Raw genomic sequence first — 15,644 nt, 5'->3', positions numbered from 1 at the left:
GCTCCCTAACGTCTTGATCGCCCGCGCCTGAACCGCGGGTCATTTGTGTCTGCGCACGCGCCCGCTCACCGACCGGGACGCTGTTGGTTGTCTTTGCTTGATCTCGCGGGCCCATAGGTCGCTTGCCGTCGACCGGGCCGTATCCCACCGCGCTCGCCTTTCGGCGCTGCTCCCTCCTTCGTTCCCCCGCCAGAAAGCACCGCGCAATTTTTGCGCTACGTTCGGCCGCCGCGATGGCGCGAAGCCATCGGAACACGCGGCCGTCGCGCTTTCGTGTTGCGTTGTTTTTGCGCGAACTTGCGCCTGTTGCAATAGCAGCGTTACGGAAATTTACGCAAAATGCGCGCAAACAGGCGCAACTCCCTTGTCGATCAGAGCTTTCGACCGGTGTTACGCAAAATAGTTGCGCAATTTTTGCGTTGAGCCATAGTGACGCTCGATGAAGGGACTCACCGTTCAACAGCGCAAAAAGGGCGCCTTGCTCGCGACCCGCGATGCGGGATCAGCCGCGTTCGGCGTGGTCCTTGATGGTCAGGGCCAGGACGGCCGCGATGGCGAAGGCGCCGCCGGCCAGGGCCAGGGCCAGGATCGCCTGCCCGCCAAACAGGCGCGCCACCAGGGGTCCCAGGATGGTGGCCGCCACCAGCTGCGGGATCACCAGGAACAGATTGTGGATGCCCATATAGACGCCCATCTTCCCCGGCGGCACGGCGCTGGAGAGCATGGCGTAGGGGGCCGACATGATCGACGCCCAGGCCAGGCCGATGCCGACGATCGGAACCCACAGCAGCACCGGATCGTCGATCAGCACGAAGCCGGCGAAGCCCAGCGCGCCGAGCGCCAGGCAGACGGCGTGGCTGGCGGGACGCCCGATCCGGCGCGCCAACAGCGGCAGGGCCAGGGCGGTCAGGGCGGCGACGCCGTTGTAGCCGGCGAACAGCACGCCGACCCAGTCAGCCCCGGCGTTGTAGGCGGCCGAGGCGGTGTCGACCGCGTCGTAGTGGCGGGCGGTCACGGCGGGCGTGGTGTAGATCCACATGGCGAACAGGCCGAACCACGTGAAGAACTGGACCACCGCCAGGCGCTTGAGCACCTCCGGCATGTGGACGATGTCCTCGACCACCTCGAACAGACCGACCGAGTCTCGCCCCTTGCCGCGCAGCCAACTGGTCGCCAGCTGGGCCGCGCCGAAGATCGCGCCCATGATCGCCAGCACGTAGATTTCGCGACCCCAGCGGCCGAACCAGGCGCTCAGGGCCACGATGGCGGCGGCCGCGATCCAGAGCAGGCCACTGTTGCGCATCCAGAGGACGGTCTCGGGCGAGGGCGTCCGCGCCTCGACCGCCAGCCCCTGGGCGACGAGACACTCCGGCGGGGTCTCGGTGGTGGTGAAGACCGTCCACAGCACCGCGACCATCAGGCCGACGGCGCCGACATAGAAGGCCGCGTGCACCGAGGGCGGCAGGACGCCCGGTGCGGCCTGGCCCGAGACGCCGAACCAGTGGGTCAGGATCCACGGCAGGGCCGAGGCGAACACCGCCCCCGCGCCGATGAAGAACACCTGCATGGCGAAACCGGTCGTGCGCTGCTCGTTGGGCAGCGAGTCGGCGACGAAGGCGCGGAACGGCTCCATGGCCACGTTGATCGAGGCGGTCAGCAGCCACAGCATCAGGCTGGCGGTCAGCACGGTCGGGGCGTTGGGCGTCAGGATCAGGGCGACCGCGGTCAGCAGCGAGCCGTACAGCAGGTAGGGCCGGCGACGCCCCAGGCGTCCCCAGGTCCGGTCGCTCAGATGACCGATGATCGGTTGCACCAAGAGGCCGGTGATCGGCGCCGCGATCCACAGGATGGCCAGCTCGTTCACGTCCGCGCCCAGGGTCTGGAAGATCCGGCTGGTGTTGACGTTCTGCAGACCCCACACGATCTGCACGCCGAACAGGCCGCAGCACATGTTCCAGATCTGAAGGAAGCTCAGGCGGGCCTTGGCCGGCGGCGACGCGGTCACGACCGCGCCCGCAAGGTCTTGCGACTCTCCTGGCAAAGGCTTCCTTTTCCCCCGGCCTTACGGCCTTTTCTTCTTATTGCTTGAGCGCGATGACCGACGATAACAGCAACAACATCACGCTTGAAGACCTCGCGGCGATCGCCGGGGTGTCGGTGTCGACCGTCTCGCGGGCGCTGAACGACCACCACTCGATCAGCACCAAGACCAAGCAGAAGATCTGGGCCCTGGCCAAGGAGAAGGGCTACTCGTTCCGCCGCTACATGCCGGCCGGGCCGCTGGGAGCCGAGGGCGCGATCGCCATCGTCCTGCCCCGCACCCACGGCCGCCCGCTGCCGCTGTCGCACCCGTTCTTCCTGGAGCTGCTGGCCAATATCGGCGAGGCCGCCCGCGATCGCGGCTGCGACTTCACGGTCAGCCACACCGCCCCGGCCAACTACGACGACCTCTATCTGGCGGCGACGGCGAACCGGGCCAACGGGACGATCTTCCTGGGCCAAGGCGACCTGCACGAAGCCTTCAACCAGTTGGCCGCCACCGACGCCCGCTTCGTGGTCTGGGGCGCCCAGCTGCCGGGCCAGAAGTACTGCTCGATCGGCTCGGACAACTTCCTGGGCGGCCGCCGCGCGACGCTCCACCTGGCGCGCCTGGGCCGCAAGCGCATCGTGTTCCTCGGCGAGACCCACCCCGAGGCCATTCAGCGCCGCGAAGGCTATCTGGACGCCCTGCGCGAGAGCGGCCTGGAGCCCGAACCGTCGCTGGTGCTGCCGGTCGATTTCGAAATCGAGTCGGCCGACGCCGCCGTCAGCCGCCTGCTGCGCCGGGGCGCGACCTTCGACGCCATCTTCGCCTCGTCCGACCTGATCGCCCTGGGCGCCATCCGGGCGTTGCAGCGCGCCGGCATCAAGGTGCCCGAAGACGTCTCGATCGTCGGCTATGACGACATGATGCTGAGCCGCCTCTCGACCCCGGCGCTCAGCACGATCAAGCAGGACACCCACAAGGCCGGCCGCCTGCTGGTCTCGCGCATCCTCGACCAGGACGGCGACCACGATCCGGAGACCCTGCCCACCGACCTGATCGTGCGGGAGTCCTGCGGAGGCTAGAACCAGCCCGCCTCTTTCAGCACCGGCGCATAGGTGCGACTGACCGGGACTTCGAGACCGCCCACCAGCCGCGCCTCGCCGACCCCGCGTCGCCAGCGCACGCCCTCGACCGCCTCGGCCGAGACCCACCACGAGCGGTGGACGCGCCAGCCGTGGGCCTGGGTTAGTTCATCGAGCGCGTCGGCGAAGCGCAGGGTGATCAGCTCCTCGCCGGCGTCGGTGTGGACCTTCAGGTAGTGGTCGTGCGCCTCGACGGCGATCAGCCGGGCCGTGCGCCGCCTGGCCGACAGCCGCCGCCGGAAGGTCGCCTCGGCCTCGGGGAGCGGCGGAGCGATCACGGTGCGGGTCTCGACCCGCGCGGGCAGGCGTCGCCAGAGCAGGGTCCGCACCACCATCACCGCCAGCGAGATCGGCCACACCTGGACAAGCACCAGCCGCAAGTAGCCTATCCCGTCGAACCGGCCGCCCATCAGCAGATGCTCGGTCGTCAGGACGTGCAGCGACACCAACGGCGTCATCAACACCGTGACCACGGCCACCCGCCGCCAGGTCGCGGTCATGCGCCGTCGGAGGACCTCGTCGACCACGATGCCGATCAGCCCGCCGCCGACGATGCAGAGCATCCAGTAGACATAGCGCCAGACCGTCGGGACGCGCTCGGACGCGAACGGGCCCAGGAAGCCCATCAGCAGGCCGATGGCGAGCAGCATGGCGAGGTCGATCAGCCATCGCCGCGCATTCGCCCCACCGATCTTTCCCGTCGTCTCCGCGTCCATGCCGTCCCGTTCGCGCAACCTTGGCGCCGTTCGCGAAGCAAGGCCTAGCGAGCCGCCGCCCGGCCCGCAACGACGTTCGGCGAAACCCGCCAACGAGGATCTCCGCTTGACCAACGCCGTCGCCCTGCTCCCGACCAGGACCGCCACCTGGCCCGTCCGCATCGCCTGGACCATCGCCGCCCTCCTCTGCCTGGGGATCGCCGCCTATTCCGCCAAGTACCTGCTGCACCCGCCCCAGACCCCGGCCCAGGCGCTACGCAATCCGCTGGGCGTGCCGTGGCTGTTCATCCACGTCGCCGGCGCGGTCACGGCGCTGGTGCTGGGCTCCTGGCAGTTCCTGCCCGCCCTGCGCCGTGGCGCCGTTCCGCCTCACCGCTGGGTCGGACGGGTCTATGTCCTGGGATGCCTGGTCGGCGGCGCGGCGGGCCTGATCCTGGCGCCCGGCTCCAGCGCCGGCCCGATCGCCTCGGCCGGCTTCGGCAGTCTCGCCGTCATCTGGATCACTGTGAACCTGCTGGGCTGGCGCGCCGCCGTGCAAGGCCGCTTCGCCGAGCACCGCCGCTGGATGATCCGCTCCTGGGCCCTGACCCTGGCCGCCGTCACCCTGCGCCTCTACCTGCCGCTGGTGCTGGTCTTGGACCTGCCGTTCCTGCCCTGGTACCGCGCGATCTCGTTCCTGGCCTGGGTCCCCAACCTGATCGCGGCCGAGCTTTGGCTCCGTCTGCGGACGACCTAGTGACTGAGCCTATCGAGCCGATAGGAACAATCAATTGTACCTATCATCGAAGTCGCGCGCTGATGGTTCCTCGTCGGGTTAGGCGCACAAGGCAAAAGCCAGAGCGGAGGAACGACTATGGATGCGAAGGTCGAGGACAGCGTTCAGGGCCAATGCCCAATGGGACGCGGAAGCAGCGGCAGAGCTAATCGAGATTGGTGGCCCCAGAACCTGCGACTGGAGGGGCTGAACCAGCACGCGCCCCGCTCCAATCCGATGGGCGATGCGTTCGACTACGCCGAGGCGTTCAAGAGCCTCGACCTGGACGCCGTGATCGCCGACCTGCACGCCCTGATGACGGATTCCCAGGAGTGGTGGCCGGCCGACTTCGGCCACTATGGCGGCCTCTTCATCCGCCTGGCCTGGCACAGCGCCGGCACCTATCGCACCAGCGACGGCCGCGGCGGCGCGGGCGGCGGGCAACAACGCTTCGCCCCGCTGAACAGCTGGCCGGACAACGCCAACCTGGACAAGGCGCGTCGCCTGCTCTGGCCGATCAAGCAGAAGTACGGCGCCAATCTCTCCTGGGCCGACCTCTATGTGCTGGTCGGCAACGTCGCCCTGGAATCCATGGGCTTCAAGACGTTCGGCTTCGGCGGCGGCCGCGCCGACCAGTGGGAGCCGGAAGAGCTGTACTGGGGTCCCGAAGGTTCGTGGCTAGGCGACGAGCGCTACAGCGGCGAGCGCCAGCTGCATCCGGCCCTGGGCGCGGTGCAGATGGGCCTGATCTACGTCAATCCGGAAGGCCCGAACGCCAATCCGGATCCGCTGGCCTCGGCGCATGACATCCGCGCCACCTTCGCCCGCATGGCCATGAACGACGAAGAGACCGTCGCGCTGATCGCCGGGGGCCACACCTTCGGCAAGACCCACGGCGCGGGCGATCCCTCGTTCGTCGGTCCCGAACCGGAAGGCGGCCAGATCGAGGCGGCCGGCCTGGGCTGGGCCAGCAAGCACGGCACGGGTTTGGGCGCCGACGCGATCACGTCCGGCCTGGAAGTCACCTGGACCCAGACGCCGACGCGGTGGAGCAACCACTTCTTCGACAACCTCTTCAAGTACGAGTACGAGCTGACCAAGAGCCCGGGCGGCGCCCAGCAATGGGAGGCCAAGGACGCGCCGGCCGACATTCCGAACGCGTTTGACGCGTCCAAGACGCAACGCCCGAGAATGCTGACCTCGGACCTGGCCCTGCGCTTCGACCCCGAATACGAGAAGATCTCGCGCCGGTTCTACGAGAACCCCGACCAGTTCGCCGACGCCTTCGCCCGCGCCTGGTTCAAGCTGACCCACCGCGACATGGGCGACAAGCGCCGCTACCTCGGCAAGCTCGTCCCGGCCGAGACCCTGATCTGGCAGGACCCGGTCCCGGCCGTGGACCACCCGCTGGTCGACGCCGCCGACGTCAAGGCGCTGAAGGACAAGATCCTGGCGACCGGCCTGTCGGTGTCGGAACTGGTCTCGACCGCCTGGGCCTCGGCCTCGACCTGGCGCAAGTCGGACAAGCGCGGCGGCGCCAACGGCGCCCGCGTGCGCCTGGCGCCGCAGAAGGACTGGGCGGTCAACGACCCACCCGTCCTCGCCAAGGTGCTCAGCGCCCTGGAAGGCGTGCAGAAGGACTTCAACGGCTCGGCCTCGGGCGGCAAGAAGGTCTCGCTGGCCGACCTGATCGTCCTGGCCGGTTCGGCTGCGGTCGAGAAGGCCGCCAAGGACGCCGGTACGCCGGTCGAGGTCCCGTTCTCGGCGGGCCGCACGGACGCCTCGGCCGAACAGACCGACGCGGAGTCGTTCGAGCCGCTGGAACCGCTGTCGGACGGCTTCCGCAACTATCGTGCGGCCGGGACCCAGTTCATGGCCCCGGAAGAGGCCCTGGTCGACCGCGCCCAGCTCTTGGGCCTGTCGGGTCCGGAACTGACGGTGCTGGTCGGCGGCCTGCGGGTCCTGGGGGCCAACACGGGCGGCTCCAAGGACGGGGTCTTCACTGACCGCATCGGCGTGCTGACGACGGACTTCTTCGTCAACCTGCTCAGCATGGGCACGACCTGGAGCCCGACAGCCGTCAACGCCTTCGCCGGCCATGATCGCAAGAGCAGCCAGGCCCGCTGGACCGCCAGCCGCGTCGACCTGATCTTCGGCTCCCACGCCGAACTGCGGGCCCTGGCCGAGGTCTATGGCAGCGCGGACTCGCAAGGCAAGTTCGTGAAGGACTTCGTGGCGGCCTGGACCAAGGTGATGAACGCCGACCGGCTGAACTGACACCGGCGGCTCGGAAGACCAGAGAGGGCGGTCAGCGAAAGCCGGCCGCCCTTTTTCTTTCGTCAGTCGTCGTTGAACGGCGCGTTGGGATTGCGGACACCTGGCGGACCGGGCGGCGCGATGTTCGCGCAGGTCGAGGCGGGCTTCGCGCCCCGCAGGCCGGCCCGGGCGAAGGTCACGGCCTGGTCGAACGAACCGTGCATGGCCCCGTCATGGCCCAGGCCCTCGTAGCGATACCAGGCGACCCTGTCGCCAGCCGCGCACATGGCGGCGACGGCTCCGTACTGGCGCATCGGCGGCGTGGTGGCGTCGGCCAGGCCCGTGCCGACCAGCACCGGGACGCCCATCGGCTTCATCGGCATGTCGGTGACCGGGATCCGGACGGCGGCCAGGTCGTCCAGCGAGATCGACAGGGCGTCGGCGAGGCTACCGACCTTCAGCTGCCGAGAGAGGACGCCGATCTCCTTCGTGCAGCCCTGCCGCGCCGCCTGGAGCAGTTGCTTGCCTTGCGGGCTCAGGATGTCCTCGACCGGCGGTGCGCCGTCGCGCAGGCCGCCGGACACGAAGCTCAGGAACATGTTGGCCGAGTTGCGCGTCGGCAGCGAAACCGGCCCTTCCGGAAAGGTGCTGACGAGGCCGGTGGCGACCACGCCCACGACCTTCAGGTCCGGCGCATAGGTCCGCGACAGCCGCGCCGCCCCCAGCGCCGCGCCGGAGCCCTGCGACTGCCCGGCGATCAGCACCTTGCTGGAGATCAGCCGGGTTCGACCGACCCGCGCGGCGCGGGCGGCGTCCAGGACCGACCGCCCTTCGGCCTGCCAGTAGAGGTACGGGTGCGGCCCCGGACCGCCCAGTCCCTGGTAGTCGGTCACGACCACCGCGAAGCCAGCCTCGAGCCAGCGGTTGATGTAGACGGCGTCGCGCGCCCGGAAACCGGTCCAGGACGGGGCGCAGGCGTCGGCGATCCCCAGCGTGCCGTGGGCCCAGGCCACCAGCGGCCAGCCGCCGGCGGGAGCCTTCCCCTTCGGGAGGTAGAGCCCGCCGCTGACCGGGACCTGCCCGGAGCCCCACCGGACATCCTCGGACGTGTAGAGGAGGCGCAGCCCCGTACCGGCCGCCGTGATCTCCGGCTGGCCCGGCATCGGCTCCTCGCGCAGGAGCGCGCCGGGCTCGGCCGGCAGGCGAGAGGTCCAGCGGTAGAAGGGCGAAAGGTCCATGTCGCCGGCGACCGCGCCGGTCGGCAACTGGCCGCCGATCGCGGTGTCCGGGAGCAGCGCGCCGAAGGCGATCAGGCCTGCGGCGACCGTGGCCGGAAGGCTCTTGTTGATGGGCATCACGTCCTCGAAAGCTTGCCGTACTCGGCGTTGGGCGTCGCCCGCCTGTGGGGAGAGAACCCGGCGGCCAGCGCCGCCGGGCTCGTCGTCTCTAGAAGTTCCAGCGCAAGGTCGCGCCGTAGGTGCGCGGGGCGTTGTAGGCGACGAAGAAGGTCGAGTTGAACAGGACCTGCAGGGTGCGGCTGCGCTCGTCGGTCAGGTTCTTGCCCCAGACCGACAGGCTCCAGGTCTTGTCCGGGCTGGTATAGCCGGCGTTGGCGTCGACGAACTCCGACGGGTCGCGGATCTCCGGCGGCTCGTTGTTGTTGTCGTCATAGATCAGGCTCTCGTAGCGGTACTCGGCGGTGGCCTTGAACTCGCCCCCGTTCGGCAGGTCCAGCGTGTAGCTGGGCGACACCGTCAGCTTGTTGCGCGGCGTGCGGCTGAGGCGATTGCCCGCCAGATTGATCGGGTTGTTGGCGTCGTCGACGGTCTTGAAGTCGTCGAAAGTCGCGTCGGTGTAGGCGTAGTTGACGCCCAGGTCGAAGCCGCCGCCGATCCGCCACGCCAGGGAGGTCTCGTAACCCTTGATCGTGGCCTTGCCGGCGTTGTTGGTGATCTTGGCCAGCCCCACCGTCTGCCCGGTCTGCAGGTCGGTGTAGTCGATCAGGTAGATCGAGTTGTTCCAGGTCAGCCGGTTCTCGAAGAACTGCTCCTTAAGGCCCAGCTCGTACTGGGTGGCGTATTCCGGATGGAACGGCGTGACGGCGGCCAGCTGCGAGCTGGGCGCGTCCTGGAAGCCGCCGCTCTTGAAGCCCCTCGAGATGGTCGCATACAGCATGTGGGCCGGGCGGATGTGGTAGTCGGCCCCCAGGCGCCAGGTCACGGCGCTGAAGCTCGCGCTCGCCCGAGCGTCCAGCGGGAACACCGTCTGGAACTGCTGCGGGCCAAGATTGACGATGTGATAGTCCTTCTTGTCCTTGGTGTAGCGCACGCCCGCGACCACGTTCAGGCGGTCGTTCACCGGATAGGTGACGTCGCCATAGACCGCGTAGCTGTCGAGCTTGGCGTCCTGCACCACGCGCTCGTTGCCCGCGAAGTTGATGGTGTTGTTGACCGTGATCCGGTCGGTGTCGGCGTTGTAGGAATAGACGCCCACCACCCAGGTCGCCCGGCTGTCCTTGGGCGACAGCAGGCGCAGCTCGTTGCTGGTCAGCTTGCTGTTCTCCAGGTCACCGCCCTGGATGCCGCGCGTGCCGTTCGAGCCGTCGAAGTCGTAGTAGGACTCGTAGTCGACCTCCCGGTGCGAGCCGAGATAGCTCAGCGTGGCGAAGGGCAGCGACCAGCTGACTTCCGCCCGCAGGCCGTAGGTGTCGCGATCCTGGCGGCCGTCCATGGTGGCCAGGCTCTTCTTCGGGTCCAGCGACAGCGGGTAGCGATCGGGGCGGCTGGTGAACAGCACGTGGTTGGCCGGCCCGCTGTCGCGATCGGTGGTCACATCCGCCGTCAGGTGGACGCGAAGATCGTCGTTCGGCTCGAACAGCAGCTGGGCGCGAGCGCTGCGCGTGTCGCCACGCTCTAGCTGGCCGCCGGTGACGGTGCTGGTGGCGTAGCCGTCGTGCTTGCGCAGGCTGCCGCTCAGGCGCAGGGCCGCCTTGCCCTCGCCGAACGGCGCGTTGACCATCGCTGCGACCTCCCGGCGGTCGTAGTTGCCCAGCGTGCCTTCCAGCGCGGCCGAGAAGCCCGACAGCTCCGGCGCCTTGGTGATGACGTTGATGGCGCCGCCCACCACGTTGCGGCCGTAGAGCGTGCCTTGCGGTCCTTTCAGGACCTCGATGCGCTCGATGTCGAAGACGTCGAAGGCGATGGCCGACGGACGGCCCAGATAGACTTCGTCGAGGAAGACCGCCGCGCTGGGATCACCCGCCGAGCCGCGGTCGGACGAGCCGATCCCGCGAATGAAGAGCCGCGGCTCGCTGGCCGGGAAGGCGTCGAAGCTGAGGCCCGGCGTCCGGGTGATGACGTCCTGGACGCCGACGATGTGGGCGTCCTCGATCTGCTCGGACCCGAAGGCCGTCACGGTCACCGGCACGTCCTGCAGCCTCTGGCTGCGGCGCTGGGCGGTGACCAGGATTTCCTCGAGCACCTCGCCCGGCGCGGCGGCCGGCTGAGCGGCCTTCTCCTGGGCGTGGGCCGGCATGGCCAGCAGCATGCCGAGGGCGGCGCTGGCCAAGAGGGACGCGCGTCCAACTCCAACTTGCATATCTTCCTCCCACCCCCGTTTTTCCGGGGTTTTTGTGATGTGTGTGAGCAGAGACGGCGGCTTCACTGGAAAGCCCCAAGACCTGCGAAGCTCGGCGAGGCCGAACCGGCAGACTTCCGCGCCACACGCCCCTCATCTTTCCCTCGAAGCCTTTCGACGGCTTCGAGAGGACCTTGAATTTGGCGAACGAGAGTCCTTAACCCGCGCGGGCATGTGCTCGTGATGCAAAGAGCGAATGGAATGATTTGCGCGCTGGCGGTTGCCTTCATCGGTCGCGCGAGGCCCCCGGCGGCGACAGCGTGATGGCGCGGAAATCGTTGACATTGGTCAGGGTCGGGCCGGTGAACAACAGGCCGCCGATGGCCTCGAAGAGGCCGTAGGCGTCGTTGTCGGCCAGGCGCTCGATGGGGGAGACGCCGGCGGTCCTGGCGCGCGCCAGGCTCCCGGGATCGAGCATCGCGCCGGCGTTGTCCTCGACTCCGTCGATGCCGTCGGTGTCGGCCGCCAGGGCATGGATCCCCGGCGCGCCGTCCAGGGCGACGCCCAGGGCCAGCAGGTACTCGGTGTTGCGCCCTCCTCGCCCCGAGCCTCGCACCATGACGGTGGTTTCGCCGCCGGAGATCAGGACGCAGGGCCGAGCGTCGGCGCCCAGTCCCCGGGCCAGGTTCAGCGCCAGCTTCGCATGGGCCGCACCGACCTCGCGGGCCTCGCCCTCGATCGCATCGCCCAGAACGATCGGCTGGTAGCCCAGCTGGCGCGCGACCGTCGCGGCCGCGTCCAGCGACCGCGACGGCGTGGCGATCAGGCGGTAGTCGTCGGGCGCATTCAGCGTCGGACTGTTGCACGCCGGATCGGCCAGCCAGGCGCGGACACTCGGCGGCATATCGATGCCACGGCCCGCGAGAATCGCCAGCGCTTCAGCGCCCGTGCCGGCATCGGCCACCGTCGGGCCGGACGCGATGATCGCGGGATCGTCGCCAGGCGCGTCCGAGATCGCCAGGGTGACAGCCCTCGCCGGGCCGGCGGCGGCGCGAAGCCGGCCGCCCTTGACCAGTGACAGGCGCCGGCGAACGGCGTTGATCTCCGCGATCGGCGCGCCGCTGCGCAGCAGGGCTTTGACGATGAAGCGCTTGTCGTCCAGCGAGACGCCCGGCGGCGGCGCGGTCAGCAGGGCCGAGCCGCCGCCCGACAGCAGGCAGATCACCAGGTCGTCGGCGGTCAGGCCCTCCAGGCAGGCCAGCAGCGCGGCGGTCGCTCGCACGCCGTTGAGGTCCGGGGTCGGATGGGCCGCCTCCAGCACCTTGATCGATCGGGTCGGCGTCGCGTGGCCGTAGCGGGTGATGACCAGGCCGCTCAGCGGCGCCGGCCAATGGTCTTCGAGCGTCGCCGCCATGGCCGCGGCGGCCTTGCCCGCGCCGACCACGACGGCCCGCCCCTTGGGCGGCGACGGCAGATGCGGCGGCAGGCAGTGACGCGGATCGGCCGCCGCCACGGCGGCGTCGAACATCCGGCGCAGGTCCGACTTCGGGTCGAACGTCATCCCACGACCTCGGCCGGCGTGCGCCGGGCCAGGAACTGGGCGGCGTAGGGACCGACCAGCAGCACCAGGATGATCCGGACGACCTGGGCCGACAGGATGAAGGGCAGGTCCACCGGCGTCGACGCGGCGATGATCAGGATGGAGTCGACGCCGCCGGGGCTGGTGGCCAGGTAGCCCGTCAGCAGGTCGACGCCGCAGAGCAGGCTGACCAGCAGGCCCGAGGCGCCGCACAGGACGATCAGCAGCAGGGCCGCGCCGATGATCCTCGGCAGCGCCCGGGCGCTATGCACGAGGGTCGGCCGCGTGAAGCTGAGACCGATCGACCAGCCGACCACCGCATAGGCGAAGGCGGCCAGCACCGGCGGAACCTGCAGGTGGAACCTCCCCGTCGCCAGCAACGCCGCGCCCGCCAAGCCGGGGATCAGGAACACGCCGGCCGGAAACTTCAGCACCCTGGCCAGGACGCCCCCCGCCACGCACAGGACCAGGGCGCCCAGCAGGCCCAGGGGATCGAGCGGCGGAAACCAGCCCGCCGCCTGCGGATGGCCCGTCGGCAGCGACGGCGCCAGGTGGGCCAGGCCGATGGCCGAGCTGGCCACGAGCAGCACCCGGAAATACTGCATCAGCGCCACGATCCGCGCGTCGGCCCCGGTCTCTTGCGCCAAGGCGATCATCCCGGCCGCACCGCCCGGCGACAGTCCCCAGACCGCCGTGGAACCGCCGAACCATCCCGCTTTCGACAGCAACCAGCCCAGTCCCAAGCTGAAGCCCAAGGTCGTGGCGCCGATGTAGAGGAAGGCCGGCAGATGCCCGACCAGCTCCGGCCCCATGGCGGAGCCCATGGCGACGGCGACCAGGCAGCCGATCAGGGTCGAGCTGGCTAGCCGAAGGCCCGGCGGCGGTCGGATGCTCGCGCCGCCGATCCCGAACACGATGCCGACCAGCAGCGGCCCCAGCAGCAGCGCCGCCGGCGCATGCACGGCTTTGAGCACGACGACCAGCACCGCCGTGGCCAGCGCCAGCAGACCCCATTGTATCTCCGCCCGCTTCAGCAGGCTCGAGGTCGTCATCAGGCGGCGTAGCCGGGGTTGAGACGATCCAGGCGACGCAGCAGGCCCGGCCAGACCAGCCGGTCGGCCACGACACTCAGGCCGCGCGACTGTTCCTCGACGACGTCCTGGACGTGGTCGTGCGGGATCCGCAGCGGCGCGCCCGCCTGGGCCGCGACCTGCATCGCGCAGGAGCGCTCCAGGAAGTACATGGTCGTGAAGGCCTCGGCGACCGTGCGCCCGGTAACCAGGGTGCCGTGGTTGCGCAGGATCATGGCGCTCTTGTCGCCCAGGTCCGCCACCAGTCTCGGCCGCTCGTCATGGTCCAGGGCCACGCCCTCGAAGTCGTGATAGGCGACCTTGCCGTTCAGCAGCATGGAGGTCTGGTTCAGCGGCAGCAGGCCGGCGTCCTGCGAGGAAACGGCGGTCCCGGCCACCGTGTGCAGGTGCATCACGCAGCCGGCGTCCTCTCGCGCCTCGTGCACGGCCGAATGGATGGTGAAGCCGGCCGGATTGACCATCTCCGTGGTCTGGCCGACCACATTGCCGTGGAGGTCGACCTTGACCAGCGACGAGGCGGTGATTTCCTCGAACATCCAGCCGAACGGGTTGATCAGGAAGTGGTGCTCGGGTCCCGGCACGCGGGCCGAGATGTGGGTGAAGATCAGATCGTCCCACCCGAACAGCGCCACCAGCCGGTAGGCGGCGGCCAGGTCGATCCGGAGCGCGGCTTCCAGCGCGCCGGTCTCGGAGGTCGGGACCTCCAGGGCATGGGCGTTCATCGCCGCCTCCTCAGTCCAGGTTGACGTCGAGCAGCCGCACATATTGCTGGCCGCAGTGCATGTCGCGCTCGACCTCTCCGCCTTGCGGCGCGGCGCGGGCGTACGAGATCTTCACGACGTTCAGGCTGGGAACGGCGAACCGCTTCACCAGGGCGGGGTCGGCGCCGAACAGCCGCTGGATCGTGTCCGGCCCCAGGGCCGGGCTCTGGCTGTACTGGGCGAAGCTCTCGGGCCCGTCGAAGAACAGGTCCAGGGTCACCCAGTAGGGCCCGGCGTTCTTGGAGCGCACGTGGTGGCAGACATCCCTGACGGTCGCCATCAAGCGGCCTCCTCTTTGCGCAGGTCGACCCAGGCGGTGCGGACCAGTTCCATGGGGTCGTCGACATGGACGACGTGGTTCAGCTTGAACTCGTAGACCTGGCCGCGTTCGACATCGGCCGGCGTGAAGGCGAAGCCGTAGCTGGGCAGCTCCTTGTCCATCGAGATCGGGTAGTGGAAGAAATAGGCGTTGCAGGCCTTGGCGATCTGGGTCGCCAGCTCCTGGGTGTCGGCGGTGGCGACAAACAGCACGCCCAGCTCGCGCGGCGCCGGCGTTCCCGGCGGCGGCCTCTCGCCCGACACCGCGTTCCAGCCGTACATCCGCAGCGAGATGTGGAAGTCGCCGGCCTCCGGGCCCAGCGACTTGCGGGCGCGCTCGTAGAGGGCGGCCAGCATCTTGTCGTGGAACTCGTCGACGCGGGCCAGGACGTCCGGGTCCTGGATGCCGACCAGCATCAGCGTCTGGTAGCGCCCGCCGGCCGCGCCCTCCAGCTTCAGGGTGTAGGGCTTGGGATCCCACACCGAGCCGGTGACCCGCACCGTGCGCTCGTCGGTCGAGACATAGACCGCGTCGGTCACGTCCAGCACGCCGCCCGGCTCGGTCAGGCGGAAGGGATCGCTGTTCTCGTACAGCATGTGGGCCGAGACGCTGTGCGGGGTGCAGAGGTTATTGACCGCCAGCGGCTCGATCTCGAAGCCGTCCTGGTCGATGGTCAGCAGCACGCCTGAGCCGCGATCCCGGTGCACGCTGCATTGCGAGCCGCATTCGGAGACCTTGCCCGCGTGCCAGGCCGGCCCCTGGGGCGCGCCGTGCAGCAGGGCGAAGCTGGCGATCACCGCCGTGTCGGTGGTCCGGCCGCCCAGGATGAGATCCGCGCCGGCCCGCAGCGCCGCGATGTAGGGCTCCGGACCCAGGGCAGCGACGATGTGGTCGCAGCTGTCGATGGTGGCGTCGTCCAGCGCGCCCAGCGGCGCCAGGGCGGTGATCCTGCCGGCGGCGTTCCTGGCCTTCAGCACGGCCTTGTCCTGCTCCGAATAGAGCAAGGCGATCCGGGGCGAGAGGCCCAGCTCCGCCGCGATCTCGACGGCGATGTCGCGGGTCCAGTCGACGTTCAGGTCGCCGCCCGCCTGACCGCTGGTGCCGATGATGACGGGGATGCCCGCCTCGGCCCCGGCCTTCATCAGGATGGCCAGGTCGCGCTTCACCGAGCCGCGATTGTTCTTCGACATGCCCAGCGCCAGATAGGCCGCGCCGCTGTCGGTCGAGCCGGCGTCGGAGGCGATGGCGTGGGCGCCCAGGCCGACGCCGCGCCTGACCTCTTCTTCCACCACCCCCGCGCCCAGCGAGCCGACGGGGACGATGATCTTGATGGGACCGTCTAGCATTCCGGGCTCCTCCTTGCCGACGCCGGCTGCCGCCTTCGCCATGGGCTCGATTCCATGAATTCAGAACTTCTGATTTTT

The 15,644-nt window shown here is 69.3% G+C and carries 12 protein-coding genes; 3 read left to right on the top strand and 9 right to left on the bottom strand.

All coding sequences use genetic code 11. From position 1 onward, the window contains the following. Positions 1-502 precede the first annotated feature (502 nt). Entirely contained in the window at positions 503-1,951 is a 1,449-nt protein-coding gene (locus AC07NN_RS01555; protein WP_494638167.1) for an MFS transporter, read from the bottom strand. A gap of 143 nt (positions 1,952-2,094) precedes the next feature. Between AC07NN_RS01555 and AC07NN_RS01550 the strand changes: the two genes are divergently transcribed. Then, complete coding sequence (locus tag AC07NN_RS01550) at positions 2,095-3,108, top strand: LacI family DNA-binding transcriptional regulator (protein ID WP_494637388.1); 1,014 nt, start codon at positions 2,095-2,097, stop codon at positions 3,106-3,108. Here AC07NN_RS01550 and AC07NN_RS01545 read toward each other — a convergent pair. Next, complete coding sequence (locus AC07NN_RS01545; RefSeq protein ID WP_494637387.1) at positions 3,105-3,902, bottom strand: LytTR family DNA-binding domain-containing protein; 798 nt, start codon at positions 3,900-3,902, stop codon at positions 3,105-3,107. The genes AC07NN_RS01550 and AC07NN_RS01545 overlap by 4 nt on opposite strands. Positions 3,903-3,990: 88 nt before the next feature. Here AC07NN_RS01545 and AC07NN_RS01540 point away from each other — a divergent pair, with 88 nt between their 5' ends. Beyond that, positions 3,991-4,620, top strand: a complete 630-nt coding sequence (locus AC07NN_RS01540) for a DUF2306 domain-containing protein (protein WP_494637386.1) — start codon at positions 3,991-3,993, stop codon at positions 4,618-4,620. A gap of 117 nt (positions 4,621-4,737) precedes the next feature. Next, entirely contained in the window at positions 4,738-6,915 is a 2,178-nt protein-coding gene (katG, locus tag AC07NN_RS01535) for a catalase/peroxidase HPI (RefSeq protein WP_494637385.1), read from the top strand. Positions 6,916-6,977: 62 nt separating this feature from the next. On the opposite strand, the gene AC07NN_RS01530 is transcribed toward katG, so the two are convergent. From AC07NN_RS01530 to AC07NN_RS01500, 7 genes are all read right to left on the bottom strand, one after another. Beyond that, positions 6,978-8,249 (bottom strand): lipase family protein, encoded by a 1,272-nt coding sequence (locus AC07NN_RS01530; protein ID WP_494637384.1) that lies wholly within the window; start codon positions 8,247-8,249, stop codon positions 6,978-6,980. A gap of 91 nt (positions 8,250-8,340) precedes the next feature. Further along, entirely contained in the window at positions 8,341-10,491 is a 2,151-nt protein-coding gene (locus AC07NN_RS01525; RefSeq protein ID WP_494637383.1) for a TonB-dependent receptor, read from the bottom strand. 265 nt (positions 10,492-10,756) lie between these two features. Next, positions 10,757-12,031: a glycerate kinase type-2 family protein gene (locus AC07NN_RS01520; protein WP_494637382.1), complete on the bottom strand. Its 1,275-nt coding sequence runs from the start codon at positions 12,029-12,031 to the stop codon at positions 10,757-10,759. Further along, a complete protein-coding gene (locus AC07NN_RS01515; RefSeq protein WP_494637381.1) occupies positions 12,028-13,101 on the bottom strand; it encodes an AbrB family transcriptional regulator in 1,074 nt (357 codons plus the stop codon). The genes AC07NN_RS01520 and AC07NN_RS01515 overlap by 4 nt, the downstream gene beginning before the upstream one ends. Continuing rightward, positions 13,101-13,862: a class II aldolase/adducin family protein gene (locus tag AC07NN_RS01510; protein WP_494637380.1), complete on the bottom strand. Its 762-nt coding sequence runs from the start codon at positions 13,860-13,862 to the stop codon at positions 13,101-13,103. The genes AC07NN_RS01515 and AC07NN_RS01510 overlap by 1 nt, the downstream gene beginning before the upstream one ends. Before the next feature lie 10 nt (positions 13,863-13,872). After that, positions 13,873-14,181 carry a DUF4387 domain-containing protein gene (locus AC07NN_RS01505; RefSeq protein ID WP_494637379.1) on the bottom strand — a complete coding sequence of 103 codons (309 nt, stop codon included), beginning with the start codon at positions 14,179-14,181 and terminating at the stop codon, positions 13,873-13,875. Beyond that, entirely contained in the window at positions 14,181-15,566 is a 1,386-nt protein-coding gene (locus AC07NN_RS01500) for an acyclic terpene utilization AtuA family protein (RefSeq protein ID WP_494637378.1), read from the bottom strand. Before AC07NN_RS01500 ends, AC07NN_RS01505 begins: the two co-directional genes overlap by 1 nt. Positions 15,567-15,644: the final 78 nt, after the last annotated feature.

The organism is Caulobacter sp. GW821-FHT09H08, from assembly GCF_059415885.1.
Note: the sequence above shows the minus strand (reverse complement) of the source record. Positions and strands in the feature narration are given on the sequence as shown.

Excerpts from the sequence above, each read along its gene's own strand:
- AC07NN_RS01510 (WP_494637380.1), bottom strand. The coding sequence starts at position 13,862 with ATGAACGCCCATGCCCTGGAGGTCCCGACCTCCGAGACCGGCGCGCTG.
- AC07NN_RS01550 (WP_494637388.1), top strand. The coding sequence starts at position 2,095 with ATGACCGACGATAACAGCAACAACATCACGCTTGAAGACCTCGCGGCG.
- AC07NN_RS01515 (WP_494637381.1), bottom strand. The coding sequence starts at position 13,101 with ATGACGACCTCGAGCCTGCTGAAGCGGGCGGAGATACAATGGGGTCTG.
- AC07NN_RS01530 (WP_494637384.1), bottom strand. The coding sequence starts at position 8,249 with ATGCCCATCAACAAGAGCCTTCCGGCCACGGTCGCCGCAGGCCTGATC.
- AC07NN_RS01520 (WP_494637382.1), bottom strand. The coding sequence starts at position 12,031 with ATGACGTTCGACCCGAAGTCGGACCTGCGCCGGATGTTCGACGCCGCC.
- katG (WP_494637385.1), top strand. The coding sequence starts at position 4,738 with ATGGATGCGAAGGTCGAGGACAGCGTTCAGGGCCAATGCCCAATGGGA.
- AC07NN_RS01505 (WP_494637379.1), bottom strand. The coding sequence starts at position 14,181 with ATGGCGACCGTCAGGGATGTCTGCCACCACGTGCGCTCCAAGAACGCC.
- AC07NN_RS01500 (WP_494637378.1), bottom strand. The coding sequence starts at position 15,566 with ATGCTAGACGGTCCCATCAAGATCATCGTCCCCGTCGGCTCGCTGGGC.
- AC07NN_RS01525 (WP_494637383.1), bottom strand. The coding sequence starts at position 10,491 with ATGCAAGTTGGAGTTGGACGCGCGTCCCTCTTGGCCAGCGCCGCCCTC.
- AC07NN_RS01555 (WP_494638167.1), bottom strand. The coding sequence starts at position 1,951 with ATGTGCTGCGGCCTGTTCGGCGTGCAGATCGTGTGGGGTCTGCAGAAC.